We start from the raw sequence: 18,982 nt of genomic DNA on the forward strand, positions 1-18,982 counted from the left end.
ACATCGATAGCGGAAAAGATTAGCTGAAAGGAGAGCCAGATATGGCTACCGTAAAAGTCGATGCCGCCAACTTCCAGTCCGAAGTCCTCGAATCCGCCGAACCCGTCGTGGTGGATTTCTGGGCCGAATGGTGCGGCCCGTGCAAGATGATCGCGCCAAGCCTTGAGGAAATTTCGTCCGAGCTGGCCGGCAAGGTCAAGGTCGCAAAGCTCAACATCGACGAAAACCCGGAACTGGCAGCGCAGTTCGGCGTGCGCTCGATCCCGACCCTTGCCATGTTCAAGGGCGGCGAAGTGGCTGATATCAAGGTTGGCGCTGCTCCCAAGACAGCGCTTTCCGCCTGGATTTCCGGCGCCGCATAAGCAATATCGATGGAATGAAAAAAGCCCGGCAGTGATGCCGGGCTTTTTTATTGAGGAACCGTGCCGTTCAGGGCAAGCGCATTGCCCGCAAGGTAAAGCGAGCCGCCGATCAGGATGCGCGGCGCTGGTCCCTCGGGATCGAAGCGACGCGACAGCTCCTCCAAGGCATGCGTGAGAGACGATGTTGGCGCTGCCACGAGGCCAGCATCGAAGGCGGCATGGGCAAGTACCACGGGGTCGATCGCCGCATCCGTGCCGCCGATCGGCACGGTGAAGACATATTCGGCGATATCGGCGAAGGCCTTGAAGTAACCTACCGGATCCTTGGTGTTGATCATGCCCGCAATGATGAAGAGCGGGCGTGCCATCTTTTCCTCAAAGCCAGCCATCGCCTCGGCGATAACCTCGCCCGCGCCGGGGTTATGACCGCCATCGACCCAGATTTCCGCATCCTTAGGGGCCATTTCAGCGATTTTTCCGGACAGGATACGCTGCAGACGGCCGGGCCATTCCACCGTGGTCATGGCCTTTTCGATCATCCGTTCCGTCACCTCGAAACCGGCGGCCTTGACGGCGCGGATCGCGGCGGCGGCATTGGCAAGCTGGTGACGGCCGGGAAGCCGCGGCAGCGGCGCATCGGCCAGACCGAATTCATCCTGATAGACCATGCGGCCGAATTCTTCATGGGCGGAAAAATCCTGCCCGTAGACGGATACCGGGCAACCGAGCCGTTCCGCCGTGGCGACCAGCGTTTCGAGCGCCGCATCATATTCCTGATAACCGATGACGACGGGCGAACCCTTTTTCATGATGCCGGCCTTTTCGGCGGCGATCAGCTCCACTCGGTCACCGAGATAGGCCTCGTGATCGAGCGATATCGGCATGATGACGGAGACCGCAGGATTGTTGATCACATTGGTTGCATCGAAGCGCCCACCCAAACCAACCTCCACGATTGCCGCATCGGCTGGATGTTCCGAAAAAAGAAGGAACATCACTGCCGTCAGAATTTCGAAAACGGTGATCTTTTGGCCTTCATTGGCGACTTCGATGCGACGCAACGCGTCCGCGAAAACAGCGTCGTCAACGAAGCGGCCTCTCTCGCCGGCGACGCCTATGCGATAGCGTTCATGCCAGTTTACGAGATGCGGCTTTGTATGAACATGGACAGGAAGTCCCGCCGATTCGAGCAAGGCCCGGCAAAAAGCGCTGACAGAGCCCTTGCCATTGGTGCCGGCCACATGGATCACCGGCGGCATTCTGTTCTGGGGATTGCCGAGTTTTTCGAGAAGACGGGAAATTCTGTCGAGTGAAAGATCGAACCCCTTGGGGTGGAGCTGCATCAGCTCTTCAATGATCTTTTCGGCCTCACCGATCGCGGGCTTCGTCATGTCTTCCGTTCGCCTTTCAGGCGTTTTGCTTGCCATTTGTCCGCCGCACCAAAAATGAAATCATGCAACGTATAGCATCATCCCGAAGGCAGTTTATGCCTCCGGGCGACATATTTTTTTCCTCAGGCCGAAGCCGCCAGCGGTACGACGGCGTTTGCGTTGTCAGCAGGCGCTTTGGTCATGATCTTGAGCAGATTGGCCAGCGTGTCCGGGATTTCGCGGCGGTCGACGACCATATCCACCATGCCGTGTTCCAGCAGGTATTCCGAGGTCTGGAAGCCTTCCGGCAGCTTTTCACGAATGGTCTGCTCGATCACACGCTTGCCCGCAAAGCAGATTTCGGCGCCCGGCTCGGCGATATGCACGTCACCCAGCATAGCGTAGGAGGCCGTGACGCCACCCGTCGTCGGGTTCGTCAGAACCACGATATAGGGCATGCCTGCCTCTTTCAGCATGTTTACCGCAACCGTGGTGCGCGGCAGCTGCATCAGCGAAAGAATGCCTTCCTGCATGCGCGCCCCGCCGGAGGCCGGGAACATGACGAGCGGGCAACGCTCGGAAATCGCACGCTCAAAGGCCTTGACGATGGCTTCGCCGGCGGCAATGCCGAGCGAACCGCCCATGAACTGGAATTCATGCACGACGGCAACGATCTTCAGGCCTTTCAAGTGGCCGACACCGGCAAGGATCGTGTCTTCCTGCTCGGTTTTCGTGCGGCTGTCACGCAGACGGTCGGTGTATTTCTTGGAATCGCGGAACTTCAGAGGGTCCTGCGCCACCTTCGGCTGCGGAAGCGCCTCGTAGACGCCGCCGTCGAAAAGATCGGCAAGGCGCGCCTTGGCCGGCATCTTCATATGGTAACCGGAAGCCGGGATGACCCACTTGTTGTCTTCCAGGTCCTTGTGGAAGACCATTTCGCCCGTTTCCGGGCACTTGATCCACAGGTTCTCCGGAACCTCCGGGCGGCGGCCAAGCATGGAATTGATCCGCGGCCGAACGTAATTAGTGATCCAGTTCAACTGTCTACTCCTGACTGGGCCGCGCGCTTATTCCGCAGCGGCAAGGCGCGACGCACGCACGCCCGTTGAAAGTCCTTTTACCAGCGTCGTAACGGCCGGCACGGTATCGGCGGTCGCCTGCCCGTCCTTGGTCAGGCTGCCAGCAATCTGGTTGACGATGGCCGAACCGACCACAACGCCATCTGCCACCGCGCCGATCGCTTTTGCATGATCGGCTGTCTTGACACCAAAACCGACACAGACCGGCAGTTCCGTATGCGCCTTGATACGACCGACAGCGCCCGAGATCAACGAGGGATCGGGAAGCGCCGAACCGGTGATACCGTTCATCGAAACGTAATAAACGAAACCTGAGGTATTTTTAAGGACGGTCGGCAGGCGCTTGCCATCCGTAGTCGGGGTCGCGAGACGGATGAAGTTGATGCCGCGCGCAAGCGCCGGTATGCAGAGTTCATCGTCCATTTCCGGCGGAAGATCGACTACGATCAGGCCATCGATGCCAGCCGCCAGCGCGTCGTCCAAAAACTTTTCGACGCCATAGATATAGATCGGATTATAATAGCCCATCAGCACGATGGGTGTTGCATCGTCTTGCCTGCGGAACTCGCGGGCGAGATCGAGCGTGGTCTTCAGCGTCTGTCCGCCCTTCAGCGCGCGCTGGCCGGCCAGCTGAATGGCCGGACCATCCGCCATCGGGTCGGAAAAGGGCATGCCGAGTTCGATGACGTCAGCACCGGCTTCCGGCAGCGCTTTCATGATGCCGAGCGAGGTCTGGAAATCCGGGTCGCCGCCCATGAAATAGGTAATCAGGGCCGGGCGATTTTCAGCGCGCAGATCGGCAAAGCGCTTGTCCATACGTGCAGTCATGATCTTATACATCCATTCCAAGGAACTTGCTGACGGTGTGGACATCCTTGTCACCACGGCCGGAGAGGTTCATCAGGATGATTTCATCCTTGCCCATCTTTGGCGCGCGCTTGATGACCTCTGCCAAAGCGTGGCTCGGCTCGAGAGCCGGAATGATGCCTTCGAGGCGGGTCAGCATCTGGAAGGCGTCCAGCGCCTCATGGTCCATGATCGGCACATATTCCGCGCGGCCGATATCGTTCAGCCAGGAATGTTCCGGGCCGATGCCGGGATAATCGAGACCGGCGGAAATGGAATGACCTTCCTTGATCTGGCCATCCTCGTCCTGAAGCAGATAGGTGCGGTTGCCATGCAGCACGCCCGGCGAACCGGCCGTGATCGAAGCGCAATGCTCGTCACCGGAAAGGCCCTTGCCGCCCGCCTCGACGCCGACGATGCGGACATTCTTGTCATCGAGGAAAGGATGGAAGATGCCGATGGCGTTCGAACCGCCGCCGACAGCCGCAATGACCAGATCCGGCAGGCGGCCTTCCGCCTCCAGCATCTGCGCCTTGGCTTCTTCACCGATGACCGCCTGGAAATCGCGAACCATTTCCGGATAGGGATGCGGGCCAGCCGCGGTGCCGATCAGATAATAGGTATCCTCGACATTGGTGACCCAGTCACGCAGAGCCTCGTTCATGGCGTCCTTGAGCGTGCCATGACCTGCTGTCACCGGCTTCACCTCGGCGCCCAGAAGCTTCATGCGGAAGACGTTCGGGGCCTGACGGGCTACGTCGGTCGCGCCCATATAAACGACACAGGGAAGACCGAAACGTGCTGCCACCGTTGCGGAGGCAACGCCGTGCTGGCCCGCGCCGGTTTCCGCGATGATGCGGGTCTTGCCCATGCGCTTGGCAAGCAGGATCTGGCCGAGGCAATTGTTGATCTTGTGCGAGCCGGTGTGGTTCAGCTCCTCGCGCTTGAAATAGATCTTCGCGCCACCAAGTTCCGCCGTCAGGCGTTCCGCGAAATAAAGCGGGCTCGGGCGACCGGTATAGTGCGCGCCGAGATGCTTGAGTTCCGCCTGAAACGCGGGATCGGTCTTGGCCTTGTCCCATTCCGCCTGCAAATTCAGAATGAGCGGCATCAGCGTTTCGGCAACGAAGCGACCTCCGTAAATACCGAAACGGCCGTCCTCATCGGGACCAGCACGAAAAGAATTGGGTGTTGGCGCGTCGTTCACTTCAAGCTCCCTTTGGGCCTTTCGACCAATCATTCACCACATCAAAAAATGCATCGATCATGGACAGATCCTTGACGCCCGGCGCGCTTTCGACACCGGACGACAAATCTAGTCCACTTGCCTTGGTTTCCGCCAGAGCCTCGGCGACATTGTCCTTGTTCAACCCTCCGGAAAGCATGTAATCGATGCTTCCGTCAAGTGATCGCAGGATGGTCCAGTCGAACGAGACGCCATTACCACCCGGCAGGTCGGAGCCCGCCGGCGCCTTGGCATCCAGCAGAAAACGATCGGCTATTCCAATATAAGGGTCGATTTTGGCAAGATCAGCGGCGTCGCGAATGGAAATCGCCTTCATGACGGGCAGGCCATAAAGCGCCTTGATGTTCAGCAACCGTTCCGGGCTTTCATTGCCATGCAGCTGCAGGATATCCGGTTTTACGAGATCAACGATTTCATCGAGATAATCATTATCGGCATCAACGGTGACCGCGACCACCTTGGCGGCGCCACGGGCGGCTTCCGCCAGCCTGCCGGCAATATCGGGCTCGATGTTGCGCGGGCTTTTTTCAAAGAAAATAAAACCGACATGGGACGCACCGCGCCTGACGGCGCGCTCCAGCGCTTCCGGTGTCTTCAATCCGCAAATCTTGATATCCGGTTTCATACCCGCGACCTGACATGAAATGCGACAAGAGTCGAGCCAAATCGAACCCATTCCCGATGGAATGTTTCACGTGAATCCAGATGGCGATCCGTGCCGCAGGTTTCAATCGAAATCGATGGCGTGAAGTTTGGAGCCGTGGCGTTTCAGCCAGTCCTTGGCCTCATTGGTGTGCGGGCACAGCTTTTCACACAAGGCCCAGAATTTCGGACCGTGGTTCATTTCGCTCAGATGCGCGACCTCATGGGCGGCAAGATAATCGATGACCTTTTCCGGGGCCATGACGATACGCCAGGAAAAGCTCAAGTTTCCATCATGGGAACAGGAGCCCCAGCGGCTGCGTGTATCCTTCATGCTAATGGACCGCACCGGCCGGCCGGCAGCGCTGGCATGAACGGCGACGAGCCGTTCCAGATCGGCCTTCGCTTCCTTTTTCAGGAATGTCGCGATCCGTCGTCTCAGATGCTCCGGCGCGCCGCTGACTTTCAGAACGTCGACGCCATCGGCGTCTTTCGCGATATGTGTCAGCCCTCGCAGGCTGCCGGTATGGTCAATGCGGTGGGATATGCCTCTGATATCGATGGTAGCGCCCGGACGCAAACCGTCATCGAGGCTGAATTTCAGAAGCTTGCCTTCCAGCCAGCCCTGATGCCTCTCGAGAAAATCATCCACCTGCCGGTGATGCAGGCCCATAGGGATCGTCAGCTTCAACGCCCGGCCGCCCGGTTCGATGCGCAAGGTGATGCGCGTGGCCCGCGGATTTTCCCTGACCGTGATCGGCACCTGCCGGCCCGCCACCGCGACGGTGCGCTGGCTCGGCGCAACCTTCTTTGGCGCCGGTGACTTCAGGGATTTTCTGAGGAGCGAAAACATGAACCCTTCATAGCCGATTCGTCCGTCGCTTGGCCATGCAAATGCATGACACCACCCACCATCTTACGTCAGGCAGTCTGGTGTTTGTGGATAAAATCCAGCATGCGCGGCACGATTTCCTTCCGGAAGCGTGAGCCGTTGAAGACGCCATAGTGGCCGACATCCGGCTGCATGTAATGGGCGCGTTTGTCTTCAGGCAGGTTACTGCAGAGATCATGGGCCGCCTTTGTCTGGCCGACGCCTGAAATATCGTCATTCTCCCCTTCTACGGTGAACAATGCGACATTGCGAATGGCGGCGGGATCGACCGCCCTGCCCCGGTGCAGCATCTTTCCCTTCGGAAGCGCATGGTCGATGAAGACGGTTTCCACCGTCTGCAGATAAAACTCCGCCGTCAGATCCATGACGGCCAGATATTCATCGTAAAATTCGCGGTGCTTTTCGGCGGAATCGCCGTCATTCTTGACGAGGTTGAGGTAAAAATCCTTATGCGCCGTCATGTGCTTGTCGAGGTTCATCGACATGAAACCGGACAGCTGCAGGAAGCCGGGATAGACATTGCGGCCGAAGGCGGGCTGCGGCCACGGCACCTGCATGACGACATTATCGCGGAACCATTCGATCGGCTTCGCCTTGGCGAGACCATTGACGGCTGTGGGATTGATGCGCGTATCGATCGGACCGCCCATCAGCGTCATGGATGCCGGCGCAAATTTATCGCCATCGGCCTCCATAAGCGAAACGGCGGCCAGAACAGGCACGGATGGTTGACAGACGGCGACCACATGCGCGCCCGGACCTATCTCGCGCAGCATCTCGATGACATAACTGATGTAATCGTCGAGATCGAAGGTCCCATCGCTCGTTGCCACCATGCGGGCATCGACCCAATCGGTAATGTAAATATCGGCCGAAGGCAGCAGCGCCTCCACGGTGCCGCGCAGCAGGGTCGCATAATGGCCGGACATCGGCGCCACCAGCAGCACCTTCGGCTCAGGTTGGCGGGCAGGATCGATCTCTTTTTTGAAATGGACGAGATTGCAGAACGGACGCGACCAGACGGTCTCTTCAGCAACGGTAACGGTCTCTCCATCGACAATAGTCGTGGCAAGGCCGAATTCCGGTTTGACATAACGGCGCGTCAGGCGTTCGAAAACCTCGAAGCCGGCATCGAGGCTTCTTCCGAAGGCCGTGCTGGAAAGCGGGTTCATAGGATTGTTGCAGGCCTGGCGCATCATATCGGCACCGGCGCGCAGCGGCGCCATGGCCGCATGGTTCATTTCATAAAGATGGTAGAACACTGATGACGCCTCCCTCGCGATCACGCTCTTTTTTTCAACCATAGCAGCTTTTCGCAGGTGCACAAAATCGAAGGCGCCGGCGGTTTCCCACCAGCGCCTCACTTTCCGTTGAACGCCGTTGCGATCAGATGTCGGCGACGAAGGTCTGCTTCTGGGAACCGAGGCCCTCGATACCGAGTTCCACGACATCACCCGCCTTCAGGTAACGCGGCGGCTTCAGGCCCATGCCGACGCCGGGAGGGGTGCCGGTGGAAATGACATCGCCGGTATGCAGCGACATGAACTGGCTGAGATAGGAGACAACGTGGGCGACGCCGTAAACCATGGTCTTGCTGGAGCCGTCCTGCATGGTCTGGCCGTTCACCTTTAGCCACATGCCGAGGTTCTGCGGGTCGGTAATTTCCTCTTTCGTCACCAGCCAGGGGCCGATGGGGCCAAAGGTGTCGCAGGACTTGCCCTTTGTCCACTGGCCGGCACGCTCCGTCTGGAAGGCGCGTTCGGAAACATCATGCGAAACGCAATAGCCGGCAACGTAGTCAAGAGCATCGGCTTCCGAGACATATTTGGCGGTCTTGCCGATGACAACGCCGAGCTCGACTTCCCAGTCGGTCTTCTCAGAACCGCGCGGAATGGTGACGTTGTCATTCGGACCGACGATGGCCGAGGTCGCCTTCATGAAAATGACCGGTTCCGGCGGTACGGTGGCACCCGTTTCGGCGGCATGGTCGGAGAAATTAAGGCCGATGCAGATGAATTTTCCGGTTCCCGCAACGCAGGCGCCGATGCGGTCTTCGTTCAGGACTGGAAGCGTGCTCAGATCGATCGCGGCGATCTTTTTGAGGCCCTCGGGAGAAATGGCGTCGCCGCCGATATCTTTCACATGGGCAGACAGATCGCGGATTTTTCCTTCCGCGTCGAGGATTGCAGGTTTTTCCTGGCCGGGCTGGCCAACACGCATCAATTTCATGGAACTCTCTCCCGGTTGTCAGACAAGGTGATGCATATATGAACGATGCATTCATACTTGTCACCCCTTGACTGCGCCAAGTTTCGAAAAATACCTTTTCCTTCCCGTCAATCAAAAGGACATGGCCCGTGACGAACAGCAATTCCCGGCAATCCGAATATCCCGTTGATCCCCTCTTCCTTGATCGCTGGTCTCCGCGCGCCTTCGATGGCAACGCCATGCCGTCCCAGCATCTGATGACCATTCTGGATGCGGCGCACTGGGCACCCTCCGCTTCCAACTATCAGCCATGGCGGTTTGTCTATGCGCACAAGGATAGTGAAGACTGGCCGCTCTTCGTGGAACTGCTGATGGAAGGAAACCAGCGCTGGGCAAAAAACGCCTCCGTGCTGCTTTTCGTCATTTCCCGCGACCATAACATCTCGCGCGAAGGTGAGAAAAAGCCATCCGCGACCCATTCCTTCGATGCGGGTGCTGCCTGGTTTTCGCTTGCCATGCAGGCGCATCTGCTCGGGTACCACGCCCACGGCATGGCCGGCATCTTGAAAGACCAAATCGTTGAGAGGCTAAATATTCCGGAAGGCTACAGGGTGGAGGCCGGGGTCGCCATCGGCACGTTGACCGACAAGTCCGTTCTTCCTGATGATCTGGCGGAACGGGAAGTACCGAGCAAGCGTCTGCCTCTTTCAGACGTGGCTTTTGAAGGACGCTTCACGGGCAAGACCGACTGATATCAGCTTGTCCGCACAAAACAAAAGGCCCGGCGGAAATTGACCGCCGGGCCTTTTGTTAAAGTTTCGTTTCACGTGAATCGTTACGCGAACTGCTCCACAGGATTAAATGTCGAGGTTTGCAACGCTCAGCGCATTTTCCTGGATGAAGTCGCGGCGCGGCTCCACTTCGTCACCCATCAGGCGGGCAAACAGGCCGTCAGCATCGGTGGCGTCGTTGACCTTGACTTGCAGAAGCGAGCGAACATTGGCGTCAAGCGTCGTTTCCCACAGCTGCTCGGCATTCATTTCGCCAAGACCCTTGTAGCGCTGCATGGAAAGACCCTTGCGCCCGGCCGCGAAAATCGCATCCAGCAGCGCGCGCGGACCAGCCAGTTCCATCGTGCCATCCTTGCGTTGCAGGACCGGCGGCGTGACGTAGATATCGCGCGTGCGGGCCGCGAGCTGATCGATATGGCGGGCATCGGCCGAACCGAGCAGGCCCATATCCAGCGTCGAGACTTCCTTGACGCCACGCACCATGCGCTCGAAGCGCAAACCGCCATCCTGCAGCACGGTGCCGGACCAGCCGCGTTCGGTTTCTTCCGCAATCATGTCGAGACGCCGCGCCACTTCGGCAACGGTTTCTTCGGCGCGGGCGGCATCGGCCGAAAGCTCGGGGTTCAGCGCGCCGGCAATGGCAGCCTGTTCCACGATCGAGCGGCTGTAACGGGAATGCAGCCCGTCGATCAGCGAGCGCATGCGCAACGCATCCAGAATGACTTCGCGGAGATCGGCGCCGACGCGCACTTCGCCAGAGCCGAGGGTCAGCGATGCTTCCTCGATACCCATGGAGATCAGGTACTCTTCCAGCGCCTTTTCATCCTTGAGGTACTGCACGGATTTGCCACGCGTGACCTTATAAAGCGGCGGCTGGGCGATATAGAGATGGCCGCGCTCGATCAGTTCCGGCATCTGGCGGAAGAAGAAGGTCAACAGCAGGGTACGGATGTGAGCGCCGTCGACGTCAGCATCCGTCATGATGATGATCTTGTGGTAACGCAGCTTGTCGGCGTTGAACTCATCCTTGCCGATGGACGTGCCAAGTGCCGTGATCAGCGTGCCGATTTCCTGGCTGGACAGCATCTTGTCAAAACGGGCGCGTTCGACATTGAGGATCTTGCCGCGCAGCGGCAGGATCGCCTGCGTTTCGCGCGAGCGGCCCTGCTTGGCCGAACCGCCAGCGGAGTCACCCTCAACGAGGAAAAGTTCGGATTTCGCCGGATCGCGCTCGGAGCAGTCGGCAAGCTTGCCGGGCAGAGAGGCAATATCGAGCGCACCCTTGCGGCGCGTCAGTTCGCGCGCCTTGCGGGCAGCTTCGCGGGCAACCGCCGCTTCCACCACCTTGCCGACGAGAATTCTCGCGTCGGACGGATGTTCTTCCAGCCAGGTGGAGAGCGCTTCGTTGACGAGGCTTTCCACGACCGGACGCACTTCGGACGAAACGAGCTTGTCCTTCGTCTGCGAGGAAAACTTGGGGTCGGGAACCTTGACGGAAAGAATGGCCGTCAGACCTTCGCGGCAGTCCTCACCCTGCAGGCTTACCTTTTCCTTTTTCAGGATGCCGGAAGTTTCGGCATAGGAGGTCACCTGACGGGTCAGCGCCGCGCGGAAACCGGCCATATGGGTGCCGCCGTCGCGCTGGGGAATGTTGTTGGTAAAGCAGAGCACGTTCTCGTGGTAGCTGTCGTTCCACCAGAGCGCGACCTCAACCGTAATGCCGTCCTTTTCGCCCTTGATGGCGACAGGCTTGTCCACCAGCGGCTTCTTGGCACGGTCGAGATAACGGACGAAGGCTTCGAGGCCGCCATCATACAGCAGCTCTTCCTGCTTGATATCAGAATGGCGTTTGTCGGTGAGCAGGATGCGCACGCCGGAATTCAGGAATGCGAGCTCGCGCAGGCGATGCTCCAGCGTTCCATAATCATAGTCCGTCATGGTGAAGGTTTGCGGGCTTGCAAGGAATGTGACTTCCGTGCCCGAACGGCCTTCATATTCGCCAATGACGGAAAGCGGCGCATCAGCAACGCCATGGGTGAAGCCGATTTCATGCAGCTTGCCATTGCGGCGGATTCTGAGCTTCAGCCAGACCGAGAGCGCATTGACCACCGACACGCCCACGCCATGCAGGCCGCCGGACACCTTGTAGGAATTCTGGTCGAATTTACCGCCAGCATGCAGCTGGGTCATGATGACTTCGGCGGCGGAAACGCCTTCGGAAGAATGGATGTCGGTCGGAATGCCGCGTCCGTTATCCGTCACCGTCACGGAGCCATCGGCGTTCAGCGTCACCGTCACCAGATCGGCATGACCGGCGAGAGCCTCGTCGATGGCGTTGTCGACGACTTCATAGACCATGTGATGCAGGCCGGAACCGTCATCGGTGTCACCGATATACATGCCGGGCCGTTTGCGCACGGCATCAAGGCCCTTGAGAACCTTGATCGAATCGGCTCCATATTCCGCATTCGCGCCGACTTCGCTTGACGATGTTTCGGTCATAAGTACTCTTTCCAAAGTTTTCCTGGCCAGGTTTCCAGTGAGAAGGCCTGAAGCCAGCGAATCACTCAAATCCGACATGCGACTATAGAAATTCTACACCCAATCCCAAAGGCCGCATGCTTCAGGATGCTGAATAAAGCAGGGGATAGAGGGGTTTCAATCGCAAGAACGGCTTTTTTGCAGCAAGGCTGACAGTTCCTCTACCACACTCGGCGGCAGCTTGCGAATATCCCGTGCGAGACGGTTGGCGAAAGCCGTATATTGCGGCGGCAGGCCGATGGTGTCGATCACCACTTTCGGGTCGGACGAGCCGGCCAGAAAGAACAATTCCTCCGCCTCGTCCCAGATGATGTTGAAATATCCGGCGATGCGCTGCAGCAGATCAAAGCTCGGCTTACCACGCTTGCCATGCTCGAGCGCCGAAAGATAAGCCGGCGACACGCCGATGGCGGCGGCCATCTGTTTCTGCGTCACGCCCTTGCGTTCACGAAGCTGCCGCACGGCCTCCGCAAAGGGCGTCATGACTTTTCACCCCGCCGACGCGCCAGCCGCACATAAAGCGCGCCGTCGCCGCCGTGATTGGCGGATGCATCCTCATAGGATGAAATCAGGTGGCGATATTCCGGTTTGGAAAACCACATGGGCACCGCCCTTTTCAACGCGCCATCGCTGCCAATGGAACGCCCCTTGCCCGTTATGACGAGCACATGCCTGAGACCCCGTTCATGCGCGCGCAACAGAAAATCAAGCAGCACCGCATGGGCTTCGCTCTGGAACATGCCGTGCAGATCGATCCGCCCTTCCAGCGGCAGTCGGCCACGCGTGAGCTTGCGCTTGACCGGTTTTTCCATCGGCTGATGAATTTTCGGCTTTTTGTCCGGAGCCGCTGACGGCGGCTCGGCCGGCTCGGCAAGCATGCGGGGGAAGCTGCTCTTGCCGGTCTGGGAAACCTCGGGTTCAACCAAAGGCTCCTCCATGTCCTCGAAAGCCAGCAAGTCTTCCAGTCTGCCGGAGATCGGCCGCGTGGTTTTTGCGACCTTTCCCCACAGAATGCGCTCTTCCTTGCCGAGCTTGCGACTGCTCTTCATCACCGATACCTCTCCGCAGCAACCCGCGGTATCAGTATATAAAACTCGGCCTCATTGCGCACCGTACCGGCAAGCTCTCCTGCTTCGAAACCGGAGCCCGTGAAGATATCGCCACGGGCCGGGCCGACAATGGCTGAACCCGTATCGAGCGCCAGCATCAGCCGCGCGAAAGGTTTTCCACCATCGAGATGGGTAAGCGACGGTGAATGGATGAAGAAGGGAAGCCCGAACGTGTGGATGAGCCTGTCCACCGCAAGCGCCCGCCCCGCAACGAGCGGCACTTTTGCGGCGGCAATCGGCCCCATATCCAGATCTGCGACATCCGCCTCCCGGAAAAAAATGTAGGAGCGGTTATGCCATAACACCCCATCCACCTCGTCGGGATGGTCAGCGAGCCATTTGCGGATCGTCTGCATCGATACGGTTTTCGGATCAAGTTCCCCGCGATCAAGAAGCAGGCGGCCAATCGGCGAAAAAGGATGCCCGGCCTTGGCCGCATAGGTGATGCGCTTTACCGCGCCATCAGGAAAAACCAGACGCGCCGCACCCTGCACATGGACAAAAAACAGGTCCACCTTCGATCTCGCCCAAGCGATCTCAAGGCCCCTGCCCTTCAGATGCCCTTCATCGATCGCCTGGCGGTCGGGAAAATAGGAAATACCGTCCTCGTCCGCCCCGCCGAAAGCATAGGACGGATCGAAGCCAGCGGGCCGATTGGTATCGTCGATATCCACCAGTTCGGGCGGCCGGCGGTAAATCGGATAACGCCAGATGTCGTCGGGTTCAGATGACACTTCCAGTTCGGGTTCGTAAAAAGCGGTTACGAAACCGCTTTTTCCCGGAGCCGAAGAAATCCTGAAAGGCACGCAATTGGTTTCGAAAAACCGGCGCGCCTGTTCCGGACTTTTTGCTGGGTTTTTCTCAGCACTTTCCAGAAGCGAAACAAGTTCCGCCGCCGTGACCCCGAGCGCGCCGGTCCTGTAGGGTTTTGCGTTCCGAAGATGCGACAGGATTGTCGCCATCGCGGGAAAAAGCTTGCCCGGATCGTCTTGCCGCCATCCGGGCAGGTCGCTGAAAGAAACTTCCTCGATCGAATAGGGCGCGGTCATTGCTCGGATTCAGTAGCGATCAGCTTCCAGTTCGGATCACGCGAGCGGATATCGCGCGAGAAGGTCCAGATATCATCCACCTCCGCAACCGTATCCGGATCGCCATCCACCAGCTTGCCGTCCTTGTCATAGGTCGCCGAAATCAGCTGGCTGATGATCCTCAAGGTGATCTGCACTTCGGAATCGCGCACACCGGCCTGGGTAATATCTGCTTTCTCGATGCCCACGAAGGTGGACTTCACCACCTCGCCACGACCTTCACGCTCCGAAATCGCCGCTTCGAAACCATCGAAAACCTCCTTCGACAGAAGGTTCTTGAGCGTCTTGCGATCCCCATCGGCAAAACCCATGACGATCATTTCATAAGCCATGCGAGCGCCGTTCAGGAATTCCTTGGGACCGAAGGACGGGTCCCTGGTCATCACCTCACGCAGCGATGCATTGAGTGGACTATCGACGGGCGCTAGCGCATCCGCCTCAGCAAAGCGGTTCTCATCCTCTGCTTCGCTGCGTTTCGGCAAGGTCACGACCTTGTTATCATCTGCAACGGGGCCCTTTGCCACATCTCGCGGGCTATAGGGGTCGAATGGCGGCTTCTCATTGCCCGTGCGGCGGCCAAGGACGCTGCGCAGCTGAAAGAAGATCAGCACCGCTGCAACGAGAAAAAACAATGTGATAAAGTCGCTAAAGCCCATGTTTTACCAAAACCGCCATTTAAATTCGAAAACCTCACCATCATATAGTCTGCATCTTATCATCATTCAAATGTGCAGATTCAATCATCGGTGTCCCGGGAACCGGCAATCTGCCAGAGATGCACACGCAAGGCTAGAAGATGCGTTTTTCCTTTCTCCCCATCGTCATCCTGATGATGCCCATTCTCGAAATTGCCGGCTTCATTATCGTCGGCAAAGCGATCGGCTTGTGGCTGACATTGGCGCTTGTCCTGTTCACGTCGTTTCTGGGGCTCCTGATCCTACGTCTCGGCGGCATCGGCATGGTGAGAAACCTTCAGGATGCGGGCCGCACCGGCGCGCAGCCGACGGATGAGCTGGTGAATGGAGCCATGCGCGTCGTTGCCGGGATCCTGCTTATCATTCCCGGCTTCATTACCGACATTCTCGGCCTTCTGCTTCTGTCGCCGGTCGTACGGCGGTTTTTCTGGAAAGCCTTCGGACCGCGGGTCGTCGTTGCGGGTTCGTTTAGGCGGCCCGGCCAGCAAGCCGGTCCTCAGCCCGGTGATTTTTCTGGCTTTCGCAATGGTCCGGGACATGCCGGCAATTCGAAGGTGGTGGATCTTGATGAAGAGGAGTTTCACCGCGAGGAGCCAAAGGGTTCTCCATGGTCGCGCAAACCTGATGATCGCGACCTGCCCAAACCCTGACCCCGGGCGGAATGGATCACCATGACCCGATCACGAAGGGTTGTAAGCCCCCGGTCGAAATGATAGACCGCCTTCCACGAATTCACGCCGTGAGGAAACGTAATGACCGCTGAAAATGGTGCACAGGGCGCAGTAAGTCCTTCCCTCAACATTCTTGCCCAGTACATCAAGGATCTTTCCTTCGAAAATCCGGGTGCTCCCCGTTCGCTTCAGGCCCGTGAGAATGCGCCCTCGATCAACATCAATGTCAACGTCAACGCAAACCCGATCTCCGGTTCGGATTTCGACGTTGTCCTGACACTGAATGCGGAAGCCAAGGATGGCGACAAGGTCCTGTTTGCGGCCGAGCTGGTTTATGGCGGCGTGTTCCGCATTGCCGGTTTCCCGCAGGAACATATGCTGCCGGTACTCTTCATCGAGTGCCCGCGCCTGCTGTTCCCCTTCGCCCGCCAGATCATCGCCGACGTCACCCGCAATGGCGGCTTCCCGCCGCTGATGATCGACCCGATCGATTTCGCGCAGATGTTTGCGCAGCGCGTTGCCGAAGAACAGGCCAAGGCCCAGGTTCAGGCTGTACCGAACTAAGCGGCGCCCAACGCCCTGCATTGCAGATAAAACAAAACCCGGGTTCTGCCCGGGTTTTTCTTTGGCCAGAGTTCCATTTCAACGCCTCAGCAGGCGTCAATTCTGGTAGCGGTTCCAGATTGCCTTGTCGCCCATGCCGAGAACGAGCTTGCCATGGGCCGCGACCGTTTCCGCATCCAGTCTTGAGGGCAAGGGGCTCGGTCTTTGCAGCGGCTCAAGCGGCACATCGTCCTCGATGACAATAGTTTCCTGCTTGGCGGCGGAACCGAAACCGAGCGCCGTCTGACGCCCGCCGATCATCTCAATATAGACTTCGGCCAGCAGTTCGGAGTCGAGAAGCGCGCCGTGCTTGGTACGGTGGGAATTATCGATACCATAACGCCGACAAAGCGCATCCAGCGAGTTCGGCCCCATAGGGTGCTTGCGGCGGGCAAGCGAAAGCGTGTCTGTCACCAGTTCGGCGGACACCGGTTCGATGCCGAGGCGTGCGAATTCCGCGTTGATGAAGCCCATGTCGAATGTGGCATTGTGCGCCACCCAGCGCGCACCATCGAAGAAGTCGCGAATCTGGTCGACGACTTCGGCGAATTTCGGTTTGTCTTTCAGAAACTCGTCGGTAATGCCGTGAACGGCAAGCGCGTCGGGATGAACCTTGCGATCTTCCGGGCTGATATAGAGATGCAGCGTGCGGCCGGTAGGAAAGTGGTTGATCAGCTCGATACCGCCGATTTCAATCACACGGTCCAGCTTCGACTCAAGGCCCGTGGTTTCCGTATCGAAAATGATCTCACGCATTCATCTCTCCGCGGCGCGACTCAGCGGCCAGTTTCTGCAATATCTCTCTTACCTGATCCCGTGCTGCTTCGACACCACTTCCGGAATCGACGATAAAATCGGCACGCCGGCGCTTCTCCGCATCGGGCGTCTGTCGCGCGAGGATCATTTCGAATTTCTCTTCCGTCATGCCGGGTCGGGACAAAACCCGCTCCCGCTGAATCTCCGGCGCACAACTTACCACCACGACTTTATCGACGCGGCTTTCCGCACCGGTTTCGAACAGCAGAGGAATATCGAGGAGGGCGAATTGCCGATCGTCTTTCCTTGCCACAGCCAGAAAAGCTTCCTGCCTCTTGCGCACCAGCGGATGCACGATTTCCTCTAACCTGCCAAAATTAGCCGGATTCTTCCGTAAGACATCGCCGAGTTTCTGCCTGTCCACCACACCGGAAACGGTGGTACCGGGAAAGGCTGCCTCAATCAGCGGAACGGCTTCGGTCCGGTATAGCCCATGCACGACCTCATCCGAATCGAGAACTGGGACCCCTTCCCCGGCAAACAGCTTGGCGGTCGTCGTTTTTCCCATTCCAATCGAGCCGGTAAGACCGATGACGATCATCAATGTTTCTCCATGTCCTCGATGATGAGAGAACGCAGGGTTTCATCGACCTCAGGCATTTTGCCGAACCATCGCCTGAAACCGGGTTTTGCCTGATGAAGCAGCATGCCTAATCCGTCGACTGTCGCAATGCCTTGCTCTTCCGCCATCTTCAGGATCGGGGTCTTTAAAGGCACATAGACGATATCGGTCACGACGGCCTGGGCGGCCAGCGGCGAAAAATCGAGATGCGGCGCTTCTGTTCCATCCATGCCGAGCGATGTCGTGTTCACGAAAAGCCCGGCGCCCTGCATGACCTCATGAAGCGCTGCCTGGGGGTGGGAAAAGACCCGCGGCCCAAAACGGTCAGCCAGTTCTCGCGCACGCTCGACGGTACGGTTCAGGACATGGATCTCGGCAATACCACGATCACGCAGGGACTGAATAACCGCCCGGCTTGCGCCGCCGGCACCCAAAATCACGGCCCGCTCGGCCTTGTCCCAGCCCGGATGACGTTCATCGAGATTGGCGACGAAACCGTAACCATCCGTATTGGTGGCGCGAAGACTGCCCTCCTCCATCCAGACAGTGTTGGCGGCGCCGAGTTCTTCCGCCAGAGCATCGGGTTTATCTGCCAGCCGATAGGCCGCTTCCTTATGGGGAATAGTGACATTGCCGCCGACGGGTGTGCCCGGCTTGCCTTCCTTCAGCACTGCAATGAAATTCGTGAAATCATCAGGAGAGACTTCAACGGCCTTATACGAACCGGCAATCCCGAATTTCTTCAACCAGTAAGAATGGATAATAGGCGACCGCGAATGCTTGATCGGGTAACCGACAACGAAGGCATTTATGGTTAATGTTTCACGTGAATCAGCCATCGATGACATCCATGTCGCGCAGTTTCGATAAAAGCGGCAGAAGCGGCAGACCTAGAATGGTGAAATAATCGCCCTTGATTGAGGTGAATAGCTGGATTCCCTCTCCCTCAAGCTGGTAAGCGCCGACACTGCTCAAGGCCTTTTCGCCCACCCGTTTCAGGTGACGGGAGACAAATTCTGCACTTAATGTTCGAACGCCTAGCTCGGCGCTGGAAACGGTCTGCCACACCACCTCTCCATGCCGGACGAGAACGGCAGCGCTGTTCAGACGATGGACCTTGCCGGACAATGAGAGCAGATGCGCTTCGGCCTCCACCATCGTTTTTGGCTTGTGATAGACACGGGCACCAAGCGCCATGGTCTGGTCGCAGCCGAGAACCAGTGCTTCCGGATGGAGCGCGCCGACCGCAAGAGCCTTGGCCCTGGCAAGTTCCAGTGCGACCTCTTCCGGGCTGGCGCCGTCTCGTTCCAGCTGCTCATCGAGCGCACGCTCATCAATATCCGCCGGGATTGCCGAAAATGTCAGCCCCGCATTGCGCATCAGCATCTGGCGGGATGCGCTGGACGAGGCGAGGATCAACTCTTGTTTCATCGACTGTCTGCTCCGAATGGTGCGATCCGG

Annotated in this window: 21 protein-coding genes; 4 read left to right on the forward strand and 17 right to left on the reverse strand. The window is 58.3% G+C overall.

The window, feature by feature from the left end; translation table 11 throughout:
- Window positions 1-41: 41 nt before the first annotated feature.
- On the forward strand, window positions 42-362 hold the full coding sequence (trxA, locus tag QRN60_RS18865; RefSeq protein WP_003505361.1) for a thioredoxin: 321 nt from the start codon (window positions 42-44) through the stop codon (window positions 360-362).
- Window positions 363-409: 47 nt separating this feature from the next.
- Here the strand turns inward: trxA and QRN60_RS18870 are convergent, their stop codons facing one another.
- From QRN60_RS18870 to QRN60_RS18905, 8 genes are all read right to left on the reverse strand, one after another.
- A complete protein-coding gene (locus tag QRN60_RS18870) occupies window positions 410-1,789 on the reverse strand; it encodes a bifunctional folylpolyglutamate synthase/dihydrofolate synthase (protein WP_373426370.1) in 1,380 nt (459 codons plus the stop codon).
- 86 nt (window positions 1,790-1,875) lie between these two features.
- Window positions 1,876-2,772 carry an acetyl-CoA carboxylase, carboxyltransferase subunit beta gene (accD, locus tag QRN60_RS18875; protein WP_026363719.1) on the reverse strand — a complete coding sequence of 299 codons (897 nt, stop codon included), beginning with the start codon at window positions 2,770-2,772 and terminating at the stop codon, window positions 1,876-1,878.
- Between the two features lie 27 nt (window positions 2,773-2,799).
- On the reverse strand, window positions 2,800-3,639 hold the full coding sequence (gene trpA, locus QRN60_RS18880; protein ID WP_003505355.1) for a tryptophan synthase subunit alpha: 840 nt from the start codon (window positions 3,637-3,639) through the stop codon (window positions 2,800-2,802).
- 4 nt (window positions 3,640-3,643) lie between these two features.
- On the reverse strand, window positions 3,644-4,864 hold the full coding sequence (gene trpB, locus QRN60_RS18885) for a tryptophan synthase subunit beta (RefSeq protein ID WP_284766277.1): 1,221 nt from the start codon (window positions 4,862-4,864) through the stop codon (window positions 3,644-3,646).
- 1 nt (window position 4,865) lies between these two features.
- A complete protein-coding gene (locus QRN60_RS18890; protein ID WP_111792797.1) occupies window positions 4,866-5,528 on the reverse strand; it encodes a phosphoribosylanthranilate isomerase in 663 nt (220 codons plus the stop codon).
- Window positions 5,529-5,630: 102 nt separating this feature from the next.
- Window positions 5,631-6,398 carry a M48 family metallopeptidase gene (locus tag QRN60_RS18895; RefSeq protein WP_003505351.1) on the reverse strand — a complete coding sequence of 256 codons (768 nt, stop codon included), beginning with the start codon at window positions 6,396-6,398 and terminating at the stop codon, window positions 5,631-5,633.
- Between the two features lie 68 nt (window positions 6,399-6,466).
- Window positions 6,467-7,699 (reverse strand): polyhydroxyalkanoate depolymerase, encoded by a 1,233-nt coding sequence (locus QRN60_RS18900; RefSeq protein ID WP_233282912.1) that lies wholly within the window; start codon window positions 7,697-7,699, stop codon window positions 6,467-6,469.
- 124 nt (window positions 7,700-7,823) lie between these two features.
- Window positions 7,824-8,666 carry a fumarylacetoacetate hydrolase family protein gene (locus tag QRN60_RS18905; protein ID WP_111792796.1) on the reverse strand — a complete coding sequence of 281 codons (843 nt, stop codon included), beginning with the start codon at window positions 8,664-8,666 and terminating at the stop codon, window positions 7,824-7,826.
- A gap of 128 nt (window positions 8,667-8,794) precedes the next feature.
- On the opposite strand from QRN60_RS18905, the gene QRN60_RS18910 reads away from it, so the two are divergent.
- Window positions 8,795-9,397, forward strand: a complete 603-nt coding sequence (locus QRN60_RS18910; protein ID WP_060727337.1) for a nitroreductase family protein — start codon at window positions 8,795-8,797, stop codon at window positions 9,395-9,397.
- 105 nt (window positions 9,398-9,502) lie between these two features.
- Here QRN60_RS18910 and gyrB read toward each other — a convergent pair whose 3' ends face one another.
- From gyrB to QRN60_RS18935, 5 genes are all read right to left on the reverse strand, one after another.
- Complete coding sequence (gene gyrB, locus QRN60_RS18915) at window positions 9,503-11,938, reverse strand: DNA topoisomerase (ATP-hydrolyzing) subunit B (RefSeq protein WP_003505346.1); 2,436 nt, start codon at window positions 11,936-11,938, stop codon at window positions 9,503-9,505.
- Between the two features lie 156 nt (window positions 11,939-12,094).
- Window positions 12,095-12,460: a helix-turn-helix domain-containing protein gene (locus tag QRN60_RS18920; protein ID WP_060725292.1), complete on the reverse strand. Its 366-nt coding sequence runs from the start codon at window positions 12,458-12,460 to the stop codon at window positions 12,095-12,097.
- Window positions 12,457-13,026: a Smr/MutS family protein gene (locus QRN60_RS18925; RefSeq protein ID WP_003505344.1), complete on the reverse strand. Its 570-nt coding sequence runs from the start codon at window positions 13,024-13,026 to the stop codon at window positions 12,457-12,459. The genes QRN60_RS18920 and QRN60_RS18925 overlap by 4 nt, the downstream gene beginning before the upstream one ends.
- Complete coding sequence (mltA, locus tag QRN60_RS18930; RefSeq protein ID WP_129564822.1) at window positions 13,026-14,135, reverse strand: murein transglycosylase A; 1,110 nt, start codon at window positions 14,133-14,135, stop codon at window positions 13,026-13,028. Before mltA ends, QRN60_RS18925 begins: the two co-directional genes overlap by 1 nt.
- Window positions 14,132-14,830, reverse strand: a complete 699-nt coding sequence (locus tag QRN60_RS18935; RefSeq protein WP_003505341.1) for a Tim44/TimA family putative adaptor protein — start codon at window positions 14,828-14,830, stop codon at window positions 14,132-14,134. Before QRN60_RS18935 ends, mltA begins: the two co-directional genes overlap by 4 nt.
- 140 nt (window positions 14,831-14,970) lie before the next feature.
- On the opposite strand from QRN60_RS18935, the gene QRN60_RS18940 reads away from it, so the two are divergent.
- Both QRN60_RS18940 and secB read left to right on the forward strand, forming a co-directional pair.
- A complete protein-coding gene (locus tag QRN60_RS18940; RefSeq protein ID WP_129564821.1) occupies window positions 14,971-15,519 on the forward strand; it encodes an FxsA family protein in 549 nt (182 codons plus the stop codon).
- Between the two features lie 102 nt (window positions 15,520-15,621).
- Window positions 15,622-16,104, forward strand: coding sequence for a protein-export chaperone SecB (secB, locus tag QRN60_RS18945; protein ID WP_004444254.1), 483 nt, complete (start codon window positions 15,622-15,624; stop codon window positions 16,102-16,104).
- A 96-nt stretch (window positions 16,105-16,200) separates the two neighbouring features.
- On the opposite strand, the gene dnaQ is transcribed toward secB, so the two are convergent.
- Genes dnaQ through QRN60_RS18965 form a run of 4 tightly spaced genes read right to left on the reverse strand, consistent with a single transcriptional unit; the run spans window position 16,201 to window position 18,952 of the window.
- Complete coding sequence (gene dnaQ / locus QRN60_RS18950; RefSeq protein ID WP_020010703.1) at window positions 16,201-16,899, reverse strand: DNA polymerase III subunit epsilon; 699 nt, start codon at window positions 16,897-16,899, stop codon at window positions 16,201-16,203.
- Entirely contained in the window at window positions 16,892-17,500 is a 609-nt protein-coding gene (gene coaE, locus QRN60_RS18955; RefSeq protein WP_020809714.1) for a dephospho-CoA kinase, read from the reverse strand. Before coaE ends, dnaQ begins: the two co-directional genes overlap by 8 nt.
- Window positions 17,500-18,360, reverse strand: a complete 861-nt coding sequence (locus tag QRN60_RS18960; protein ID WP_031233717.1) for a shikimate dehydrogenase — start codon at window positions 18,358-18,360, stop codon at window positions 17,500-17,502. Before QRN60_RS18960 ends, coaE begins: the two co-directional genes overlap by 1 nt.
- Window positions 18,353-18,952 (reverse strand): Maf-like protein, encoded by a 600-nt coding sequence (locus tag QRN60_RS18965; protein WP_020809712.1) that lies wholly within the window; start codon window positions 18,950-18,952, stop codon window positions 18,353-18,355. Before QRN60_RS18965 ends, QRN60_RS18960 begins: the two co-directional genes overlap by 8 nt.
- Window positions 18,953-18,982 lie beyond the last annotated feature (30 nt).

Source organism: Agrobacterium sp. CFBP2214 (assembly GCF_030209895.1).
Taxonomy (GTDB): domain Bacteria; phylum Pseudomonadota; class Alphaproteobacteria; order Rhizobiales; family Rhizobiaceae; genus Agrobacterium; species Agrobacterium radiobacter.